At 45.2% G+C, this 20910-nt stretch carries 15 protein-coding genes and 1 riboswitch; of the genes, 9 read left to right on the top strand and 6 right to left on the bottom strand.

Going from position 1 to position 20910, the window contains the following annotated elements:
* Positions 1-20 precede the first annotated feature (20 nt).
* From BS617_RS07655 to BS617_RS07640, 4 genes are all read right to left on the bottom strand, one after another.
* Positions 21-3365 (bottom strand): transglutaminase family protein, encoded by a 3345-nt coding sequence (locus BS617_RS07655; protein ID WP_075172249.1) that lies wholly within the window; start codon positions 3363-3365, stop codon positions 21-23.
* Positions 3362-4306 carry an alpha-E domain-containing protein gene (locus BS617_RS07650; RefSeq protein WP_075172248.1) on the bottom strand — a complete coding sequence of 315 codons (945 nt, stop codon included), beginning with the start codon at positions 4304-4306 and terminating at the stop codon, positions 3362-3364. The genes BS617_RS07655 and BS617_RS07650 overlap by 4 nt, the downstream gene beginning before the upstream one ends.
* A 1-nt stretch (position 4307) precedes the next feature.
* Positions 4308-5762 (bottom strand): circularly permuted type 2 ATP-grasp protein, encoded by a 1455-nt coding sequence (locus tag BS617_RS07645; RefSeq protein ID WP_075172247.1) that lies wholly within the window; start codon positions 5760-5762, stop codon positions 4308-4310.
* Positions 5763-5940: 178 nt separating this feature from the next.
* The gene (locus BS617_RS07640) at positions 5941-6408 is read right to left on the bottom strand and encodes an LEA/WHy family protein (protein ID WP_075172246.1); all 468 of its coding nucleotides are present in this window, start codon (positions 6406-6408) and stop codon (positions 5941-5943) included.
* Between the two features lie 145 nt (positions 6409-6553).
* Here BS617_RS07640 and BS617_RS07635 point away from each other — a divergent pair, with 145 nt between their 5' ends.
* Positions 6554-7765 (top strand): UbiH/UbiF/VisC/COQ6 family ubiquinone biosynthesis hydroxylase, encoded by a 1212-nt coding sequence (locus BS617_RS07635; protein WP_075172245.1) that lies wholly within the window; start codon positions 6554-6556, stop codon positions 7763-7765.
* Positions 7766-7920: 155 nt separating this feature from the next.
* Here the strand turns inward: BS617_RS07635 and BS617_RS07630 are convergent, their stop codons facing one another.
* Positions 7921-8376 (bottom strand): phasin family protein, encoded by a 456-nt coding sequence (locus BS617_RS07630; RefSeq protein ID WP_075172244.1) that lies wholly within the window; start codon positions 8374-8376, stop codon positions 7921-7923.
* 320 nt (positions 8377-8696) lie between these two features.
* Between BS617_RS07630 and BS617_RS07625 the strand changes: the two genes are divergently transcribed.
* The 7 genes from BS617_RS07625 (at position 8697) to BS617_RS07595 (ending at position 17156) form a co-directional block, all read left to right on the top strand.
* Positions 8697-11612, top strand: a complete 2916-nt coding sequence (locus BS617_RS07625; protein WP_075172243.1) for an insulinase family protein — start codon at positions 8697-8699, stop codon at positions 11610-11612.
* Positions 11613-11716: 104 nt separating this feature from the next.
* Positions 11717-12577, top strand: a complete 861-nt coding sequence (locus BS617_RS07620; protein ID WP_075172242.1) for a DMT family transporter — start codon at positions 11717-11719, stop codon at positions 12575-12577.
* 210 nt (positions 12578-12787) lie between these two features.
* Entirely contained in the window at positions 12788-13429 is a 642-nt protein-coding gene (locus BS617_RS07615) for a hypothetical protein (RefSeq protein ID WP_075172241.1), read from the top strand.
* 24 nt (positions 13430-13453) lie between these two features.
* Positions 13454-13675 carry a hypothetical protein gene (locus tag BS617_RS07610; RefSeq protein ID WP_075172240.1) on the top strand — a complete coding sequence of 74 codons (222 nt, stop codon included), beginning with the start codon at positions 13454-13456 and terminating at the stop codon, positions 13673-13675.
* A gap of 4 nt (positions 13676-13679) precedes the next feature.
* A complete protein-coding gene (locus BS617_RS07605) occupies positions 13680-14249 on the top strand; it encodes a hypothetical protein (protein WP_075172239.1) in 570 nt (189 codons plus the stop codon).
* Entirely contained in the window at positions 14246-15517 is a 1272-nt protein-coding gene (locus BS617_RS07600; RefSeq protein ID WP_075172238.1) for a hypothetical protein, read from the top strand. Before BS617_RS07605 ends, BS617_RS07600 begins: the two co-directional genes overlap by 4 nt.
* A 16-nt stretch (positions 15518-15533) precedes the next feature.
* Complete coding sequence (locus BS617_RS07595) at positions 15534-17156, top strand: hypothetical protein (RefSeq protein ID WP_075172237.1); 1623 nt, start codon at positions 15534-15536, stop codon at positions 17154-17156.
* On the opposite strand, the gene BS617_RS07590 is transcribed toward BS617_RS07595, so the two are convergent.
* A complete protein-coding gene (locus BS617_RS07590; RefSeq protein ID WP_075172236.1) occupies positions 17153-18559 on the bottom strand; it encodes a sigma 54-interacting transcriptional regulator in 1407 nt (468 codons plus the stop codon). The genes BS617_RS07595 and BS617_RS07590 overlap by 4 nt on opposite strands.
* 156 nt (positions 18560-18715) lie before the next feature.
* Positions 18716-18935: riboswitch (cobalamin riboswitch) on the top strand.
* Positions 18936-19084: 149 nt separating this feature from the next.
* On the opposite strand from BS617_RS07590, the gene BS617_RS07585 reads away from it, so the two are divergent.
* Positions 19085-20899 (top strand): TonB-dependent receptor domain-containing protein, encoded by a 1815-nt coding sequence (locus BS617_RS07585; protein ID WP_075172235.1) that lies wholly within the window; start codon positions 19085-19087, stop codon positions 20897-20899.
* Positions 20900-20910: the final 11 nt, after the last annotated feature.

Raw genomic sequence — 20910 nt, 5'->3', positions numbered from 1 at the left:
AGCTCAGTCATCATTATAGATCAGAGCGCATTATACTGTTTCCTCAGGTCAAGTGTATGCGGATATTCGTCCGGAGACTCCTCAATAGGCGGTTGCATAGGTCGAGGCACGTCTTCATGAGGGAAAAATTCGCGTAAAGCGTTGAATTCAGGGCGTGGCTCAAATGGGCCTTGCGTGAATCCATGATCCCAATAACGGTTCCCGCGACGCGATTCTGCTTCTTGCGCATTAACCGGTAGGCTGTCATAACTGCGTCCACCAGGGTGCGACACGTGATAAGTACAGCCGCCTACGGATAGACCATTCCATGTGTCGATCAAGTCGAACACCAACGGTGCATTGGTGCCTATGGTGGGGTGAAGTGCAGAAGGTGGTGCCCATGCTCGATAACGAACAGCCGCTACAAACTCGCCTTTGCGACCCGTGGAGCGCAATGGAACTCGACGACCATTACAGGCCAAAACATAACGACCTTCTGTTAGGCCACTCAATTTTACCTGTAAACGTTCGACGGAAGAGTCTACATAACGAGATGTACCCATTGCTGAAATCTCTTCGCCTAGGACGTGCCAAGGTTCAATAGCCCAACGTAGTTCTAACTCAATATCATCGACTTTAAGGCGACCGTAGTGAGGGAAGCGGAACTCTTCAAAAGCAGCCAGCCATTCCAGTTGGAAAGGTAAACCGTGCCGCTGTAAATCTTCGACCACCTCTTTAATGTCCTGCCACACATAATGCGGCATCATAAAGCGGTCATGCAGGGAGGTTCCCCAGCGAACAAGAGGTTTCTTGTAAGGTTCTTTCCAAAAACGGATGACTAAGCAACGCAATAGCAGCATTTGTACAAGCGACATACGTGAGTGGGGCGGCATTTCGAAGCCACGAAACTCGAGTAAGCCTTGTCGTCCACTGGCGGTACCTGCAGCGTATAATTTATCGATACAGAATTCGGAACGATGTGTGTTACCCGTGATGTCGATAAGTAGGTTGCGCATAATGCGATCAACTAACCATGGTTCGTCAACCAGACCTTCGGGCATTTGCTGGAAAGCGATTTCCATCTCATACATCATTTCGTCGCGGCCTTCATCAGGACGTGGCGCTTGGCTTGTTGGGCCAATGAACATGCCAGAAAAGAGGTACGATAATCCTGGGTGGTGCTGCCAAAATGTTACCAAGCTACGCAATAGATCAGGGCGGCGAAGAATTGGGCTGTCGGCAGGCGACTGCCCCCCTAAAGTAACGTGGTTGCCACCGCCTGTACCTGTATGGCGGCCATCTAACATAAACTTCTCTGTGGTTAAGCGCGCTAGCCGTGCTTCTTCATAGAGAATACCGGTGTTGGTAACTAGTTCATCCCAACTGCCGGTGGGGTGAATGTTGACTTCAATAACACCAGGGTCAGGGGTGATTTGGAAGCGTTGTAATCGCGGATCGCGCGGCGGATCATAACCTTCAATGACGATTGGCATCTCGAGTTTATCAGCGGTTTGTTCCATGGCTTGCAGGAGTGCAACGTAATGCTCCAGGTATTGCAGGGGAGGTAAAAACACATAAATTTTACCTTCTCGTGCTTCAATACACATGGCTGTGCGCACAACATCGGTGGTCACTGCTTTGGACTCTGGTTGCTTATCGGCTGTCGCCATTTTGCTTTGCGGGTTTGATGCCGGTGGCGTGTTTGACATCAAAGGCTGGCGTGCTTCAAACGGATCGGCTTCAGGCTGAAAGAGATCTTCTGCTGTAAAGGGAAGTGAATTAAGCGGTAACCGATAACCCATTGGGGAATCGCCCGGTATCAGGCTAATCACTTTATTTCGCATTGGCCACAGTGAACTTCCCCAGGTATTTTTGGAGTAGTCCCACGTGAGAGGGATAATATAACCTGCCGGATTATTAAGCCCTTTAGATAAAACGCGAGCGATACGTCGGCGTTCTAAATCGTCTTTGAGGTCGGCCTTTAACGGATTGACGTTATCAGGCAGGCCTTGCTCCTTCCAAAGATAATATAATGTGTCTTCGAAGGTGGGCTGACAATAACGCTTTTTGAGGCCAAGATTACGGCATAATAGAGAAGCGAACTGCTCAGCATGTTCATGGTTGAAGTCGTAATTTTTGTCAACGCGAGCAAGCAGGCTAGAGTCTTTCCAGAGAGGCTCGCCATCCGTACGCCAGAAGCAGCCCAGCGCCCAACGAGGGACTTCTTCGCCGGGGTACCATTTACCTTGGCCATATTGAAGAACGCCATTAGGGCCGAAGCGTTTTTTCAAGCGAATCAGTAGGTCTTTAGCTAGTTTTAGCTTGTCTGCTCCTAGCGCTTCAGTATTCCACTGATCAGAGTCCATATCGTCTATCGAGACAAATGTTGGCTCACCACCCATGGTTAAGCGCACATCAAGCGCTTCCATTTCTTTGTCAACGGCAGCGCCAAGGGCTTTGATGTTTTCCCATTCATCTTCAGAGTAAGGCTTTGTGACGCGCGGGTCTTCATGTATACGCGTGACTTCGTTGACAAACGTAAACTCACATTCACATTTGTCGGTAAAACCGGTTACCGGAGCAGCGGAAACAGGGTCAGGAGTGCAGGCTAGAGGGATGTGGCCTTCACTGGCGAATAAGCCTGAAGTAGGGTCTAGGCCAATCCAGCCAGCGCCAGGGATAAATACCTCACACCAAGCATGTAAATCGGTGAAGTCTTCTTCCGGACCTGAAGGACCATCGAGTGCTTTTATATCGGAAGTGAGCTGAACAAGGTAGCCCGATGCGAAACGAGCAGCGATACCCAAACGGCGCATGACTTGTACTAATAACCATGACGTGTCACGACAGGAACCTTTTTTAAGCGTTAAGGTTTCCTCGCACGTTTGTACCCCAGGCTCCATTCGGATGCCGTAACCAATATCTTGGCTGAGTTTAATGTTGGTATTCACAAGGAAGTCATTGATGGGTATTTCTTTTGTATCAATGGTCTCCATGTACTTATCAAACAACTCGCCTTCTTCCGTGACTTCAAGATAGGCTTCTAATTCTTTTTTGAGTTGTTTGTCGTATTTAAAAGGAAACTTCTCAGCATACTCTTCAACAAAAAAGTCAAACGGGTTTATGGCCGTCATATCGGCAATGACTTCTACGTTGAAAGAGAACTTTTTGGTTTTGTTAGGAAAGACCAGTCGAGCTTGGTAATTACCATAAGGATCTTGTTGCCAGTTGATGAAGTGATCCTCTGGCTCAATCTTTAATGAGTAACTATGTACGTTGGTGCGTGAATGCGGTGCCGGACGTAAACGCAACACGTGTGGGGACATGCTTACGAGGCGGTCAAAGTCATAAGTTGTCTTGTGCTGTAATGCTACTCTAATTGTCATGCTGCCGCTCCTTCATCGAAGGCAAACCAGTTTTCGGAAATTGCTGCATTAAGCTCGTTTAAATTGATCTGAAAATCATTTAGATAGTTGCGAAATGCTTCGTCCAGTTCTGATGAGCTGGTAATGGGGTAGCTCAATTTGTCGATCTTCTCGATGACTTTTAGTACACCTTGTGAGCGAGGTAGTTTAGTTGCTGCTTGTTTAATTTCGTTTACACAAAACGAAGCGGCCCTTGGAAAATAAGTATCAGAGAGTAAGTAGCGTGCTACTTTTGCACCGCTAACAGAGGTTCGTACGCTGCGGCGGTAACTCAAATAAGCGCTAGAGGAGCGCAATACATTCCCCCAGACTACTTGCCCTAGATTGACGCTATTTGACTCGTCAGGCTGCAGCATAATTGAAACACCAGCGTCGAGAATACGCGTTGTCATATCTGCGCGCTCTAAATTTCTACCGAGCATAACAAATTGCCAAGTAGCATCACGGCTCATCGCTCCTGCTAATAGGCCATTGATTTCTTGGCAGCCTTTAATGATTGTATTGAGATAGTCATGACGTTGAGTACGGTTGATACCTTGTTTAATGTTCTTTCGAGCAAACAAGTCTAACTCATTGATTAATTCCCAGGTTTCTTGAGGGACTACGTCACGAGTCGTGCGCATATTTTCGCGGACCATCTTGAGTGAAACCAGCATTGAGCTGAAGTTTGTGTCGTCGGCCAGCAAGAATTTAACGACATTACGCTCATCTCTAATCTTGTAACGTTCATCAAAGGCTTGTTCGCCACTATTGATTGTGATGAGGTTGTACCAACCAATATTAAAGTCATGTGGCAGGTCAAATAACAAATTGTCATAAACGCTGACTAAGCGAGCTGTGTTTTCAACACGTTCAAGATAACGTGCACACCAATAAATTCGTTCAGCTACTCGAGATAACATTCTATTTGCTCTCCTTACCTACAATCCATGTATCTTTACTACCGCCACCTTGTGATGAGTTAACTACTAATGAGCCTTTTTTCATGGCGACACGCGTTAGGCCACCCATGGTTACATAGATGTCTTTGCTTTGCAGAATAAAAGGCCTTAAGTCTAAGTGACGAGGCTCTACATTTCCTTTCTCGGTCATGGTTGGTGCCGTAGAAAGAGCTAGTGTGGGTTGGGCAATATAATTACGTGGGTTCTTTTTGATTAAATCCGCAAAAATAGCTTGGTCCTTTTTGGTGGAGTGCGGCCCGACTAACATACCGTAGCCACCGGATTCATTAGCGGGCTTAACAACTAATTTATCCAGATTAGCCAGTACGTATTCTCTGTCCTTTTCGTTTTCACACAAGAAAGTTTCAACGTTCGGTAGAATCGGCTCTTCGTCGAGGTAGTAGCGAATCAGTGCGGGTACATAAGCGTACACAACTTTGTCATCGGCAACGCCTGCACCGGGAGCGTTAGCTAGGGCAACGTTTCCTTTTTGCCATGAGCGAATCAGACCAGGAACACCGAGTACGGAATCTTTGTGGAAAGCTTCTGGGTCTATGAACAAATCATCGATACGTCGGTAGATGACATCCACCCGTTCGGGGCCATTGATGGTTTTCATGTAAACGCAATCATCATCCGCGACAAACAAATCGTTGCCTTCCACTAGCTCTACGCCCATTTGTTGAGCCAAAAAGGCATGTTCGAAATAGGCAGAGTTGAAAATGCCTGGGGTTAAGACAACGATTTCAGGTTCTTCAATATCCCGAGGAGAAAGGGCGGCTAAAGTATCGAATAGATGGGATGTATAGCTATCAATTGGCTGAATGCTATCTTTTTCAAACAGCTCAGGCAGAACGCGTTTGGTAATTGCACGGTTTTCGAGCATATAGGAAACGCCTGAAGGAACACGCAGGTTGTCTTCCAGAACGTAAAATTGTCCATCACCGTCGCGAACTAAGTCCGTACCACATATGTGAGCCCAAACACCGTAGGGAGGTGAAACGCCCACACACTCAGGTCTAAAGTTTTTAGAATCTTTGATGATGTGCTCAGGGATAATGCCGTCTTTGATGACCTTTTGGTCGTGATACAGGTCGTCAATAAACATATTGAGGACTTTGAGGCGTTGCTTTAAGCCTGCCTCGGCAACTTTCCAATCATCCGCAGAAATAGTACGTGGAATAATATCAAAGGGCCAAGCTCTGTCGATGTTGCCCTCTTCGGTGTATACGGTAAAGCTGACGCCCATCTCTTGAATGGTGGCTTCTGCTATTTGACGACGCGCCTCCAACTCGCCTGGCTCTAATGCCTCAATATACTCAAAAAGTTTTTTAGCCGATGGTCTCGGTTTACCTTTCGCATCAACTAGCTCATCAAAAAAATCATTTGTTTCGTAGTCTTTCCAGGTAACAGCCATTCCTTAAGAACCTCTATTTAGTCATCTTCCGCACTTTATTGGTGCTTGTTATAGATATTTTTTTAGCGAGCACCAAAATTGACCGGTGCCGATGTAAATTTCTCTTCTAATACAACTGATACAGTCCATTTAGCGGTAGTAGTAGGACAGCAAGTATCAGGCCAAAGCCCTCTAATTTTTATGAAGGTCCTATTGTGAGTTTCCCTGTTTCGTTTACATAAATAGCTGGTAAGAGTGTTCCTATGTCGAGTTTTGCATCCAATGAGTACTCCACTTGAGATAAGGTGTCGGTCTGCAATAATTTTGTTATTAAGCGCAAGCCGCTGAGTAAATTAGCGGTTGCGAGTAGTTTTATTTCTTCTTGTGCGTACGCATTAATTGTTGGCAGCTGATTCGTCACACCAGAAAGTACTTTGAAATTTTCCAAATTAACGGAGTAAGCAATGCCTTTGAGGGGTAAGGCTTTATCGTTGGGGTTGCTAATGAAGAGTGTAATTTCAAATTGAGGGGCTAGTGAGTCAGAGTTAACCAAACGTACCGATGTAACCGATACATCGGGTTTGTCATAGTGAAAAGGGTGGGTAACTGCACATCCTTGTAGCACTATTAAAGCCATAACAATCAACGAACATAATCGATAGCGCATTGTTTACTCCTTTTGTACTAATGTATTGGTTTTTGTTCAGGTTGCAATAACTTTTGTTTGTGAAAGGAGTTATTTAATGATTTGAAGCCTGATAAATAATTGTAATTAGGTATAATTTTGCTATCTGATAAGTCAAGGCGGTTGCATGAACGAAAAATATGACGTCATTATCATTGGTGGTGGCATGGTTGGAGGAACATTGGCTTGCGCATTGGCTGATAGTGATTTGCGAGTTGCAGTCATAGAGCGAGCCGAGCTAACTCCTTTTGATCCCGATAGTGAGCATGATTTACGCGTCTCAGCGTTGAGTATTGCGTCAGAGCGTATTTTGAATCACCTTGGCGCATGGGATGGGATTGTCGCTAGACGTGCTTGTGCTTATCGTCGTATGAAAGTCTGGGAAGAAAGCGAAACGGCAGCTTCAACCTTATTTACTTCCGATGATATCGGTTATACGCATTTAGGCCATATTGTTGAAAACCGGGTTGTCCAGCTAGCGATAATCGAAAGACTTAAGCAGCTAGACAATGTTGACCTAATCGCTCCTGTGGATATAACGGCTATTGATTACTCACCCGGCTCTTCGCTGATTGAGTTGTCAGACGGTCGTCAATTAATTGCTAAATTATTGGTGGCTGCCGACGGCGGCGAGTCTAAAGTTAGGTCGGCTGTTGGTATAGGCGTGCATCGTTGGGATTATGAGCAGCACGCTTTAGTCGCTTCGGTGACCACAGAATATGGGCAGCAAGACATCACGTGGCAACAGTTCACGCCGACTGGTCCTTTGGCATACTTGCCTCTTACGGGTAATAACGCGTCGTTAGTCTGGTACAACACACCTGAGAATATTGCGCGACTAAAAAGCTTATCCCACGAGCATTTATTGGAGGCTATACAGCACAAGTTCCCAGCGTGTCTGGGTAACGTTAACCATTGTTTATCCGTGGGGAGCTTTCCTTTACGCCGACAACATGCCCTAGCTTATCAAAAAGATGGAGTTGTACTCATTGGTGACGCAGCCCATATGATCCATCCTCTAGCCGGTCAAGGGGTGAACATAGGGTTATTAGATGCTGCCGTGTTAGCTGAAGTGTTAACAGACCAGAGTGCTCAAGCCGATAATGAGTTTTGGTCTAGTCATGTGTTAGCTGTGTATGAAAAACGTCGTAAGCAGCACAATTTAACCATTATGCAGACGATGGATGCTTTTTACCGTGTGTTTAGTAACGATCATTTACCGTTAAAGGTTTTACGGAATGTGGGCTTGAGGGTGGCGGGTAAGCTAACGCCTGCACGAAATAAGGTGATGTCTTTTGCCATGGGCTTGGAAGGGGATTTACCAGCGATAGCACGATAAATGAAGTGGCACGGTTAAAAAAGAATGGGCTGCATTAGCAGCCCAATAAGCTTGTCCTATTGCAACGTGTTTATGTCACGATACATCCGCAATACAACAAGGCACGTTAGCAAGCCATCGGCAACTTGCTAACAGGAGTCAGACTCGAACAAATATTAAGCCGCAGCTTTTGAGCGAGTTGCCTTAGGTGCTGGCTTTTTTGCTGCTTCAGGTGTGAAAGCTTTAGTGGCTTCTTCCATCTTCTCCTGTGCAGTTTGCATGAATTTGTTTACTTCAGTCATCATCGGAGCTTCAGTCATTTCGTACATGCTTTTCTCAACGATTTCAGACAGCTTTTCTTTTGCAGAAGCCAATGCTGCAATTTCTTGTTCAGCCGTGTTCGTCATTTTAGCTTCCATATCCTTGAAAAACTTCATTTGCATTTCAAGGGCAGTTTTTGGCTCTTTAATATCGCTAAGTGCTTTCATTTGGGCGATGCCCGTATTGAAAAGCTCAGTCATGTATTCAGACTGAAGAGAGATTAGCTTTTCAGCTGTCGTCTTGTTGATTTCAGCCATTTCGGTTACAGGTTTCATTTTGTCCTGCATGTCTTTCATAAGATCTTCGTACATTTTTGAATCCTCGGTCAGCAGCATTTATAATTTGTTGCATTGCAACATTTTGTTCAGATACTAGACAGCCGGAGTCAGCCTGTCAAGACTATTTTGTGCGCCGCACAATAAGAAAGTCAATGGATAGATAGTGGTTTTCTGACAAAGGTTTGACTTATCGCACTAGTTTGGGGCGTTAATACGATCATTTCTAGAAATAGTCTCTTTATGCAGACTACAAAACTCACAATTCTGATACGCAATTGATGTATAACTCGTTACAATCGAAATGATAATTAATTTGCTGTAACTGTTTTGTTAGCTTTCAAGGTATATCACTTATGTCACAGAGTACCGGCCACCCAAGTTTTGAATTTATTCGTTCGGCACCGATTGAATCTCTCAATGTTACGATGTCCGAATATAAGCATCGAACCACAGGGGCGGCCCATTTTCATATTGCCGCAGAACAAGACGAAAATGTTTTTCTTGTTGCTTTTCGCACAGTCCCTATGGATTCAACAGGGGTTGCCCATATTTTAGAACACACGGCATTGTGCGGTAGTGAACGTTATCCCGTGCGTGACCCTTTCTTTATGATGACGCGACGTTCTCTTAATACATTTATGAATGCGTTTACGAGTTCAGACTGGACGGCGTACCCATTTGCTAGTCAAAACAAAAAAGACTTTCTAAATTTATTAGATGTCTATCTCGATGCTACCTTTTTCTCTCGTTTAGATCCGTTAGATTTTGCTCAAGAAGGTCATCGGGTTGAGTTTAAGGAGCAAGGCAACGCTGAATCAGATTTAGTGTTCAAAGGGGTTGTCTTTAATGAAATGAAAGGGGCTATGAGCTCAGCAACATCAATCCTTTGGCAAACAGTCACTAAACACTTATTCCCAACAGTGACTTACCATTACAACAGTGGTGGTGATCCTGAATCGATTACCGACTTAAGCTATGAGCAGCTGCTTGAATTTTATCGAACGCATTATCATCCTAGCAACGCTGTAATCATGACATTCGGTAATATCCCTGTTGAAGAGCTGCAAACACGTTTTGAAGAGCAAGCGTTAAGCCGTTTTGAAAAACTTGATGTTGATATTTCCGTTCCAGATGAAAAGCGCTATTTCTCGCCTGTTCGCGTCGAAGAAGCCTACGCTTTGGATGATGAAAACACCGAAGAACAAACGCATCATATGCTTGCATGGTTGCTAGGGCCTTCCATCGACCTTAAGGCGCAGCTCAAAGCACACTTACTGTCTCGTGTTTTACTTGATAACAGCTCTAGTCCTCTGCGTCTTGCGTTAGAAAGTACAGAGTTAGGTAGCTCACCATCGCCGTTGTGCGGATTAGAAGACTCAAATCGACAAATGTCATTTATGTGTGGTTTGCAGGGGAGTGATCCAGAGCATGCGGCCGCGTTTGAGCAATTAGTGTTAGATACTTTACAAAAAGTGGCTGACGAAGGTGTTGAGCAATCTGTTGTTGAAGCACAGTTACACCAATTGGAATTAAACCAGCGTGAACTCAGTGGTGACGGCTATCCCTATGGATTAAACCTCATCATGGCGGCAATGTCGCCGGCCGTTCATAGAGGTGATCCTATAGCCTTACTGAACTTAGACCCAGTTATTGACGAGCTACGTGAGGATATTAAGGATACTAACTTTATTCCTGATATGATTCGTACGTTATTACTCGAAAACATGCACCGTGTTCGAGTGACGTTACGCCCAGATAATGGCATGACTGCGTTAAAAGATGCTGATGAGAGTGCCCGTTTAGCGGCGATTAAAGCATCTTTGGACGAAGAGCAAAAACAAGCCATTATTGATCAAGCGGCCGCTTTAGAAGCGCGACAGTTGCAAGAAGATGACGAATCGATTTTGCCAAAAGTAACGCTTGAAGATGTGCCAAGTTCGATTTATGTTCCAGAAAGTGAGCAGCTATCGGTTGGGGAGCAGCCTGTTAATTGGTACGGGCAGGGCACAAACGGATTAGTCTACCAACAAATTGTCATTGACTTGCCTGCGTTGACTGATCAGGAGATAGAACTGCTGCCTTTATTCTGTATTGGTATGACAGAGCTCGGTTGTAAAGAGCGTTCTTATCAAGAAAACCAACAGCATCATGCTGCATTAACGGGCGGAATTAGTGCCTACACCACGATGCGAGGCGCCACTGATAGCGAGCAGGACGTTAAAGCGTATTTTGTTCTATCTGGCAAAGCATTGGTCAAGAACCAAGCCGCATTAACTCAACTGCTCGAAGAAACACTCAACCATGCCCGTTTTGATGAAAAAACTCGCATCCAAGAGTTAGTTGCACAGCAACGCAGCCGTAAAGAGCAAGGTATCACAGGGCAAGGGCATAGCCTGGCTATTTTGGCAGCTACCGCTAAGTTTAGTCCGGTAGCGGCTGTTACGCAGAAGACACGTGGTTTAGCCAGCATTAAGGCCATTAAAAAGCTTGATAAAGAAATAGAAGACGCTAATCAACTGCAGCTCTTGAGCGATGCGCTTCATGCATTGCATGAAAAAATTAAATCATCACCTCGCCGTTTCTTATTGGTTGCTGAGCCTGAGTTAAAAGACGACCTAGTGGGTACTTTGAATGATTGCTGGAGCACGGCAACGTCTCCCACAGCTGATTTGCTATCGCTACCAACAACACGAGAACCCGTGAAGCAGCTTTGGACGACCAGTACACAAGTGAGCTTCTGTGCTAAAGCGTATCCTACTGTAGCTGTTGATCATGAAGACTCGGCCGCATTGACTGTGTTGGGTGATTTTTTGCGCAATGGTTATTTGCACCGAGCTATTCGTGAGAAGGGTGGGGCATACGGTTCCGGTGCTGGACAGGATAGTGGTGATGCTGTTTTCCGCTTTTTCTCTTACCGAGACCCACGCTTAATGGAAACATTCGAAGACTTCGATAAGTCAATCGACTGGTTGCTTAGCACTGATCACGATTACAGCCGCTTAGAAGAAGCAATATTGGGCGTAGTGAGTTCGATTGATAAACCAGGCTCTCCAGCCGGAGAAGCCAAAGGCGATTATCACAGTAATTTGTTTGGGCGCGATGCTGAGCATAGAAAAGCATTCCGCCAACGCATTTTGCAAGTGACTATTGATGATCTCAAGCGTGTGGCTAGCACTTACCTAACGGGTGATCATGCGAGCTTGACGGCTGTGACTAGCGCTGAAAAAGCGAAGCCGTTTTCGGATCAATTCGAAATAATCGCTATTTAAATCAATTGCCGTTTGGGGTTTATCGGGGTTTGCCAAAAGCGCCCTGATACACCCTTAGATTGTATTTTAAAGCACTCATCTAGAGTGCTTTTTTATGGCCGGATATGATGTTCGATAAAAGATTACTAACGGGAGCCTTGCTTATACTAGGGTCTGAACTCTTTCTTGTATTATCGGGCATGGTTATTAAGCAGATCAGTGGTGATCTGCCCACAGAAGTTATTGTCTTCTTCCGTAATGCGTTTGGATTGGTTCTGCTGATACCCTGGTTTTTAAAGCACGGTAATCAGGCTATAAGAACCCAATTACTACGTTATCATTTTATGCGTGCCGCTGTTGGGGTATCAGCCATGAGCTGTTTGTATTACGCATGGGGGCATCTACCCTTAGCGCAAGCCGCCTTGCTAAAGCAAACCTCGCCATTTTTTGTACCTTTTTTCGCATTTTGGTGGCTTAACGAGCGCATCAATCGCTACGCCATTTATGCCATTTTGATTGGTTTTGTCGGCGTTTATATTGTGCTTAACCCTCATGGCAGTGATTTTAATCTTGCTGTCTTAGTCGCCGTGTTAGGTGCAATGTTGGGAGCGTTAGCAAAAGTTACCGTTAGGCGTATGGTGCTGTCTGAAAGCCCTCAGCGTATCGTTTTTTACTTTGCGCTATTTAGCACCATGCTTGCGGCTGTCCCGGCGGCAATTGTTTGGGTTATGCCCAACACGCATCAATTTATCTGGTTATTAGTGTTGGCTATGACATCAACAGCTGCGCAACTAATGCTGAGTAAAGGCTATGCTTATGCGCCGGCCGGACAACTAGGGCCCTTCACTTATGGATCTATTCTGTTTGCGACTTTATTTGGGTGGTGGATATGGGATGAATCAGTGGCAATACATACGTGGCTTGGTGTTATTTTAATTGTGATTGCTGGTTTTGTTGCTATGCAAAGTAGAGCAAAAACCTTGTAACTCTGCTCCGATACGGTTTTCGCTTTAAGCGAAAAATCTATCATAGTTAGCGAAACGGATTTCGCTAATCCTGCCCCATAAAAACTGAATCTTTTTCTTTTTTCATCCAATTATCTGATTTAAAAGTAATTTTTCTTAATTGGCATGTTCTTCGCGATAGCTTGCTTGTTACTCACCACAGTTAACAACATTCTAAATGGAGACAACGTCATGTTTGATGAAGAAATGGATTACGAAATGTCAGGCTATCACGATAGCGAAATGGACGATGAGTTTGACGATGAGCTGGATGACGAATTTGATGGATTTATGGAGGATGAGTTAGACAATGAAATGGAGTTGGCGGCTGAATTGTTAGAAATCAGCGATGAAGCCGAACTCGATTATTTTTTCTCTAAGCTCATTAAGTCAGCGAAGGGGTTTGTTAAGTCTCGTGCTGGTAAAGCCCTATTAGGTACGTTGAAAGGTGTTGCAAAAAGTGCATTGCCAACGGCTGGTGCCATGCTAGGTAATGCAATAGCTCCAGGCATAGGAGGCGCTATTGGTGGGCAGTTAGCCAGTGCCGTCGCTTCTAATCTAGAGATGGAGTTCCAGGATCAAGAAATGGATCTTGAAACTGCGCGTCAGGTCGTAAAACTCGCTAAGTCCGCTGCTAACAAACTTCCTGCTTTGCAAACGCAGCTACCGCCTAAACAAGCGGCTCAAGTGGCTGTAAAGCAAGCGTTCAAAAAACTCCCTGCCTCACAACAAGCTTCTCGTGGGTTATCAAACCGAACTCGTTCCAATCGAGCTATTGCGACCAAAGGACGCTGGTATCGCCGTGGCGGGAATATTGTGATTCAAGGCTTGTAATCTACTTATTAGATGAGGTGAACCATGCACGATGTCGACCTGTCGTCAGCACCGCTGATTAACGAAGAAGGCCAAATGGAGTCCAGTCAGCACAGCATAGCTGACACAAAAAGGAAGTCTGTACCTAAGCCGGTGAATGCGAAGCAGCAACCCAGAAGTGGGCGATGGGTAAGGCGTGACAATCAAATAATTTTGATTGATGCAGCTTGTTGCATGCATGACGGCCCAGTAAAAAACAAGGAATAGAGCGATGCATACACTAAACCGAGTGACCGAGGATTCACATTATTATTTGACGCCTAGTCAAAACAAAAAGGCGGCGGCCATGTTAGTGAAGGCTGCAGAAGAAGGGGAGTTAGATTACGCATTGGGCAGTCTGATTCAGTGGGGCGCGAAAAAGTTAGGGCGTTCCATTACTGATAAGCAAAAGAAAAGTATTGATGCGGTTGCTAAGAAGGCAATCCCTTTGGTGGGGACCATTGCTAGCGTTGCGACAGGTAAACCCAAATACGAAAAGATAGCCAAGACTGTGACGCATCACTATGACGATATTGAGCCGACATATCATTTTCTAAAAGACAAAATATCAGGCCTTTTCAATGAGTTGGACGCAGAACTTGATTTTGAGTCTGCTACTAAAGTCGTCAATGCTGTAACTCAAACGTTAGGAACTATCAGCGAACGACCCGATATTAATACACCTCTAAAAATTCAACGATTATTACAATCACGCATACGTCGCCAGGGTGGTCGGCAGCGCCAATCAGGGCGCTGGTATCGTCAAAACGGGCAGGTAGTCTTATCAGGAGTGGGGCGGTGAATACCGTTACGATGACACTGCGTCTCATTAGGGATGAAGTCTTAGCGCTGCAAACTCGCTTAGAGCGCTTGCAGCCGCTAAGCCTCACCATTCCCATGACACGCGCTGCGTTGCCTTACCCAAAAGCGCTATCTGTGATCGACTCGCATCTGCTTAAGCAAAAAAGAGAGCTGAATCAAACTCTGGTCGTTTTACTTCAAGAGTTAGAGCAGATGGATTCGGTGCGTCATTTGTCTTCTAAACGCGTTATTGCTCGCGCTAATCAACAATTTGTCAATTTACGACTGCATTTTAATGCTGTTCTTGAGCAAATTGATATTTTTGCGGACGTATTAACGCAACGAAGTGAGCACCAATATGATCGCTGGTTAGCGGGTTTAGATGTAGCTGCTCAAGATGCACTAGGGCTGCCGAAAGAGACTCCGGCACCCATTTTGTTGAGTTATTTAGACCGAGGTCACGGGGCTGCTATCCGTCGAGCTCATACAAAATTACCGGGCGGTTCATTAAATCCGGTAGGTTTGGTCAGAATACCTCGTGAGCGAATGGTCGGAACGGGGATAGCCGGTTCTCTGTATCATGAAGTTGGGCATCAGTCTGCCGTTATGTTGGGGTTGTTAACATCGCTGGCTCAATCGTTACATGACCATTCTCACCTTGTCCCCCAAACGGTAAAGCATTGGGTTAAGTGGCGATCTGAAATTCTAGCTGACTTTTGGGCGATCAGCCGCTTAGGGGTGGCTGCCAGTCTGGGTTTGATGTCGGTGATCTCTCTACCGGATGCGCTTGTGTATCGCAAGGATTCGCGTGATCCACATCCTATCCCTTGGATTAGGGTTATGTTGAATTTAGCGATAGGTGAGGTCTTGTTTCCTGATCCGCAATGGAGAAGGCTTCGCCAATGCTGGTTGGCAAGATACCCGATGAGCCGATCTAAAGAGCCTAGTCTGTTTTCTGCATTACTTGAAGAAATGCCCGCCTTTATACGGCTACTTTGTCGCCTCTTTGACAGTCATCAAACTCACTTAAAGCAAGGTTTTTTTGCCTTGCCAACGTCGCAGTCTCGATCGATATACAAACGATGGCAGCTAGACCCAAGTGGGATGTTTCAGGCAGCCCCTACGCGTGTTTTTTCAGTGCTAGGCCAAGCAAGAGCGGATGGTGAAATTGATAGCCATGAAGAGTCCGAACTATTGCATCGCTTGCTTCAGCATTGGGCGCTAAATGGAAATCCGAGCAAGAAAATGCAGCTGTTAAAGGCCGCATAATTAAGGAGAAATAACTATGTCACCTACAGGAAAAAGTAGTAAAGCGCCTTTATGTAAAGGCTGTATCGTAGATAGAAATGGACAGCCTGTTAGCCAGGTACAGGTCGTTTCTCATATAGTTAACGCGGCTAAACCGCAAGTGCCGCAATCCGATGTAAGTGATGAGAAAGGACACTTTCTGATTGCGTTTGATGCATTGCAAGCCGCTGGGGATGGGCAGCTGAAAATTGATTTTTTGCGAGAGGGTGTGCCTGTTCGCGTTACACAGCGGCTAGTTGGGCTGGATGATGTAAACAGCCCCGTAATTATGTATGAATTAGATGAGCATACACAAGCCACGGCTGACACAGAGGCCCACTATAATAAACAGGAGAGTATTCCAACTGTTGCCATTACCTCGCATGATTTTATGACGGATGAGCATGAAGCTATGTGGGCTAGTATTCAAAACGTCACCGTTAATATTGGTTTTGCTAACTTTTTGGCCTATGTCGATAAGGAGCTTGCCAATTCAAGCTGTGCTATTAATGGCGCACATCAAACGACGATAGATGAACACAGCCAGTTGTTTAACAACTACGGTGTAAATTCTTATGAGTTATTAGATAGCATTACCGAAAAGTTCATGTACGAGCGAATATTCGATCATGAAGCACCAAAGCATGGCGATTATTTACAACATATTGTTGAAAGTAAATTGCCTGATTGGCAGGTTGAGTCGCGGCAAGATGAATGCTCAGGCTCTCGGTTGCAAATAGGCCGTCAGCATCTCAAGCCGCTGGCATTTTGTCCTATTGAGTTAATTTGGTCTTACTGGATCGAAGAAAGCCTTCTTATGCAGGCCTTTAATCGAATTGCATTACGCTTTCAAAATAGAAGTAGTGTAAAACAAGGGCCAGATCCATTAGCGCATTTGGAGATCGACCCATTGCGTCCGCTCAATAACCTTATTTGGGGCTTTATTCAAAATGAAGGTAAGCGTCTTAGTTTGGTAAGGCGTGCTTATGAATACGATCACCACTATGGCATCCAGCTACAAGGAACCGCTGTGCCTAAGCTTCGGCCCGCAGATAGTCGAGTTGGTTTTCTGGGTGAGTTTCATAAGTTGCTACACATAGCATCAGAGTTCCACCGCCAAACCGATGATGTCACCGTGCGTGCTGATCCATTCCCGGTCATGAATGCTATTTATGACGTGCATATTAAGTTAGCAGAAGGCGCGCATAATCAATTTGGTGATTTGCCTACGGTTGCACGAAAAGAAATGCTGATGATGCAATGGATTATGGCGCGTCCTGAAATGAGAGAGTTTTTAAATGGTCGCTTGATGGTGCCTCAATCAGAGGGCTGGATGGACAGAGTAGAGCACATGAAGCGTATACAAGGTTGGCCAAACCATAGTATGCAGCATTTTGTTAACCTAGCGAATTTTGGTGAGCAATTGATGGTTTCAATCCGTAATGTCAATTGGAGCCAAGTGAAGCAAAGCAGTGTGGCGGGTAGCTGGGCGACCTATTGGCGAGAGTCGATTCAAGGGTATATGCATTCGTACAGAGCGGTAACAGGCATTGATATACTGGATAACGATCCACGTATGAGCGATAACCCGTCTGCCGCGATTTATAAGCAATCGGCTTAGCATGCATTATTACTCGCCATATCAGACTTTGAGCGTGCCTTATGTAATTGTAAGGTACGCTCATGCACACCGAGTATTTTGGCGGCGGCTTTTAAATTGCCGTCATAATGCTTTATAGCCACGGCCTTCGCCGTATCGTTGACCCGCTGCTGTAGTGCTTTTAAATTGATCCCTGAAAAAACAGCCATTTCGACTAGGTTATCAAGTTGCAATAATTGGTTGTGTTCTGGGTTAAAGAAATCTTTTAGATCCGAGCAGGGGATATCAGCTAAGGTGATGCGTTCACCTCCTACAAAGCGATTGGCGATACGCTCGCACAGGTGTTTTAACTCCCGAATGTTCCCTGGGTACTCTCGGGTTAATAAGAATGACTCTACACAGCTATCTAAAGTGATTTTTTTCTTTGTAGCATTTTCTATAAAAAGACGAGCCAAGGGTACGATGTCTGCTAGCCTCTCTTGAAGAGAAGGTAACTTACATTCCCAGCCAGACAGTCGGTAGTATAAGTCTTGTCTAAATTGACCGGTTTTTTGTTGTTCAAATAGGTTCCTGTTCGTTGCTGAAATTAAACGAAAGTTAGACCGTTTCCACGTGTTGCTGCCCACTGGTTTGTAGGTGCCTTCTTGCAGGACCCTCAATAATCCGGCTTGCAAAGGGGTATCCATCTCACCAATTTCATCTAGAAATAGGGTGCCATTGTTAGCAAGATCTAAGGCTCCTTCACGGTTATAATGAGCCCCAGTGAACGCCCCTTTTGCATGGCCAAAGAGTTCGGAACCCATTAGTTCCTTCGATAAACCGGTGCAATCTACTGTTGTGAGTGTTTTAGCTGAGGTAGAAGTGCTTGATGAAGACGGCGGCGGAACCTGAAGCGATACGTCGTTGATCCATTGAGCGGCCAATTCTTTACCCGTACCGTTAGCCCCGGTAATGAGTATAGGGCTGGATGAGAACAGTGCGGCTTCAGTTAGCTCAAATAATGTTTTTTGCCAAGCGTCGCTAATACCATGGACAAAGTAGCTATATTTCGATTGGTTAATGCATTGCTTAACGGCGTGAGTGCGTTGCAAGCGGCAAACTATTTTCTGGCATAGCTCCTTGAACGAGTCGCAGGGTAAAATATCGCTAAAGGTTGTTAGGTGCTCTTGAGTGATCGAAGCCAACAATTCTGGTTTTATGGCCAAAAAGCGTGGTATGAAAGGTGTTGCTGTGGTTAGGTTTAATACCTCTGCTTGGAAGTACTTGAGCTGATCTTTGGTTTTGGCTATGACAACGCCTGGGTGACGACAAGATAGGTTTTTTGTAACCATAAAGCTGTCATCTGCGTGTGTGTAGTTGGCAATGGCCGTTTCCATGTTGGCGTAGTCTTTAGGGTCGCTTAAGCACCCAATTGTAAATTCCATATTAACCTCTTAATAAAACATTCCCTGTGTTTTTATGTGCACCCACGTTAAACGTCTGTTTGAAAAAGTGGTATAGCTAAAACGAGTGAGTCATATGGCATAAAACTTTAATCACGGTTTTGCTAACTTCAATTGACCCATAGCGTGTGTGTCTCTAAAATTGATTCTGTTTTAGGTAACGCAATGGATTTATTGCGTTTTAAACGGGAAGTTGGTGCGTCTCTCGCTTGAGTGACAATGCCTACACTGCCCCCGCAACGGTAATTAGGTTTGTTTTTTACAAAGGCCACTGTGTGTTTGACATGGGAAGGCGTAAAAAACCGAGGCAAGCCCTCAGCCTAAAAGTCCGGAGACCGGCCTAAAATACATACGTCGGCATAGCGGAGGGCTATCGTTACGACAGTCATTTAACGTTACGATAGATCCGCTGTCGTCACTTATGCTGTTGTTCCCATTTCCTTTTGTCTGCCTCACCCGAATATTAGACAAGCTCGCGGCGGGCGAGCACAGGAAAACACCTTTCACATGAAAAGCTTTAATCGTTCTTTATTAGCCCTTGCTTGCTGTTCTTCTACACTGGCTTCCGCTCAAACAACGTCCTTAGAAACGGTGCAAGTAACCGCTTCTCGATATGCACAAACTGCTGATCAAGCGTTGGCGTCTGTGTCTGTTATTACGCGCGATGACATTGAACAATCACAAGCGCTAACTATTAAAGAGTTATTGGTAAAGCAGGCAGGCATATCTGTTACCAATAGCGGTGGCCGTGGTAAAAGCTCTAGTGTGTTTGTTCGCGGTGCAGCTTCAGACCAATTATTAGTTTTGGTTGATGGTGTTCGTGTTGGCTCTGCAACTTTAGGCTCTTTTTCATTTGAAGAAGTCAATTTAGCCCAAGTCGAGCGTATAGAGATTGTTCGTGGACCACGTTCTTCGCTCTACGGTTCAGATGCGGCGGGCGGTGTGATTCAGATCTTCACACGTCGTGGTGAGGGAGAGCTAACCGTTGGTTTATCGGCTTCTGTAGGGAGTGACAGCACGCGTGCAGGAACGATCAACCTGAGCGGCGGTGACGATAACGCTTGGTTTAATGCCAATTTATCCCGTGAAATAACCAATGGGTTTGATGCTACGTCCAATGGCGCCGCGCCTGATGATGACGGCTATAAAACCAATGGCGTAGAGTTAAGAGCTGGTTTTCAGGCGACTGAGAATGTGGAGTTAGGCGCTTTTTACACACTAACGGATTCTGAAAACCAATATGATGGTTATTCCGCCGATACGACGGAGATCATTACGCGCGTAGTAGGTGTTAACGCAGGTGTGCAATTGACCGATTATTGGGATCTGCAAGCAACTTTAGGCCGTTCAACTGACGATAATAAAGATTACGCTGGCAGTGCGTTTGACAGCCAATTTAAAACCACTCGTGACACCTTGACTGTCCAGAACAATATCCAATTGGGTGAAAACGTTCTAACGTTAGGAGGGGATATTCAGCGTGATCAAGTGCGTACTACAACAGCTTATGATAAAGACTCACGCTTTAATCGAGGCCTTTTTGCGCAATATTTGTTAATGTCGGGTCAAAATGATTTCCAGTTTAGCCTTCGTCATGATCGTAATGAGTCTTTTGGTAACCATAATACAGGCAGTGTTGCTTGGGGGTATCAGTGGAATGATGTTTTACGTACCTATGTAAGTTATGGTACTGCCTTTAGCGCTCCTTCTTTCAACGATCTGTACTACGCTGGCGATTACTCTTACGGTAACCCTGATTTATCCCCTGAAAAATCTAAAAATCTAGAGGTAGGCTTACAGGCTGAGTTTGATGCCCTTACGTTAAGTGCTGCTATCTACGAGACTCGCTATAAAAACTTAATTACTTGGGTGGACCAAGGTGGTTGGGTTTATTCGCCAGAAAATACTGAGAAAGCCCGCATTCGTGGTGTTGAGCTTACAGCCGGCTATACCCTAGCCGATTGGGTTCTAACAGGTAATTTGACTTTCCTCGACACTGAAAACCAGTCTGGCGATAACAAAGGTAATGATTTACAGCGTCGTCCATCACGTATCGCAAACGTAAGTGTGGATCGGCAGTTTGGCTCATTCTCATTAGGTGCTGATTTGCATGCAGAAAATCGTCGTTTTAATAATGCATCGAACACAGTGCGTCTAGGAGGCTTTGCAACCACAGATTTACGTCTTGGTTATGCGGTATCAAAGAGTCTTAGTGTGCGTGCCAAGGTGAGTAACGTATTTGATAAAGAGTACGAAACTGTTTCAGGCTACAACCAGCCAGATCGTCAGTTCTTATTGACTGTCGCTTATCAGCCTAAATAACTGCAGGAGCT

It is taken from the genome of Neptunomonas phycophila (genome assembly GCF_001922575.1).
Classification (GTDB): Bacteria; Pseudomonadota; Gammaproteobacteria; order Pseudomonadales; family Balneatricaceae; genus Neptunomonas; species Neptunomonas phycophila.
This window is presented reverse-complemented; position numbering and strand designations above follow the sequence as displayed.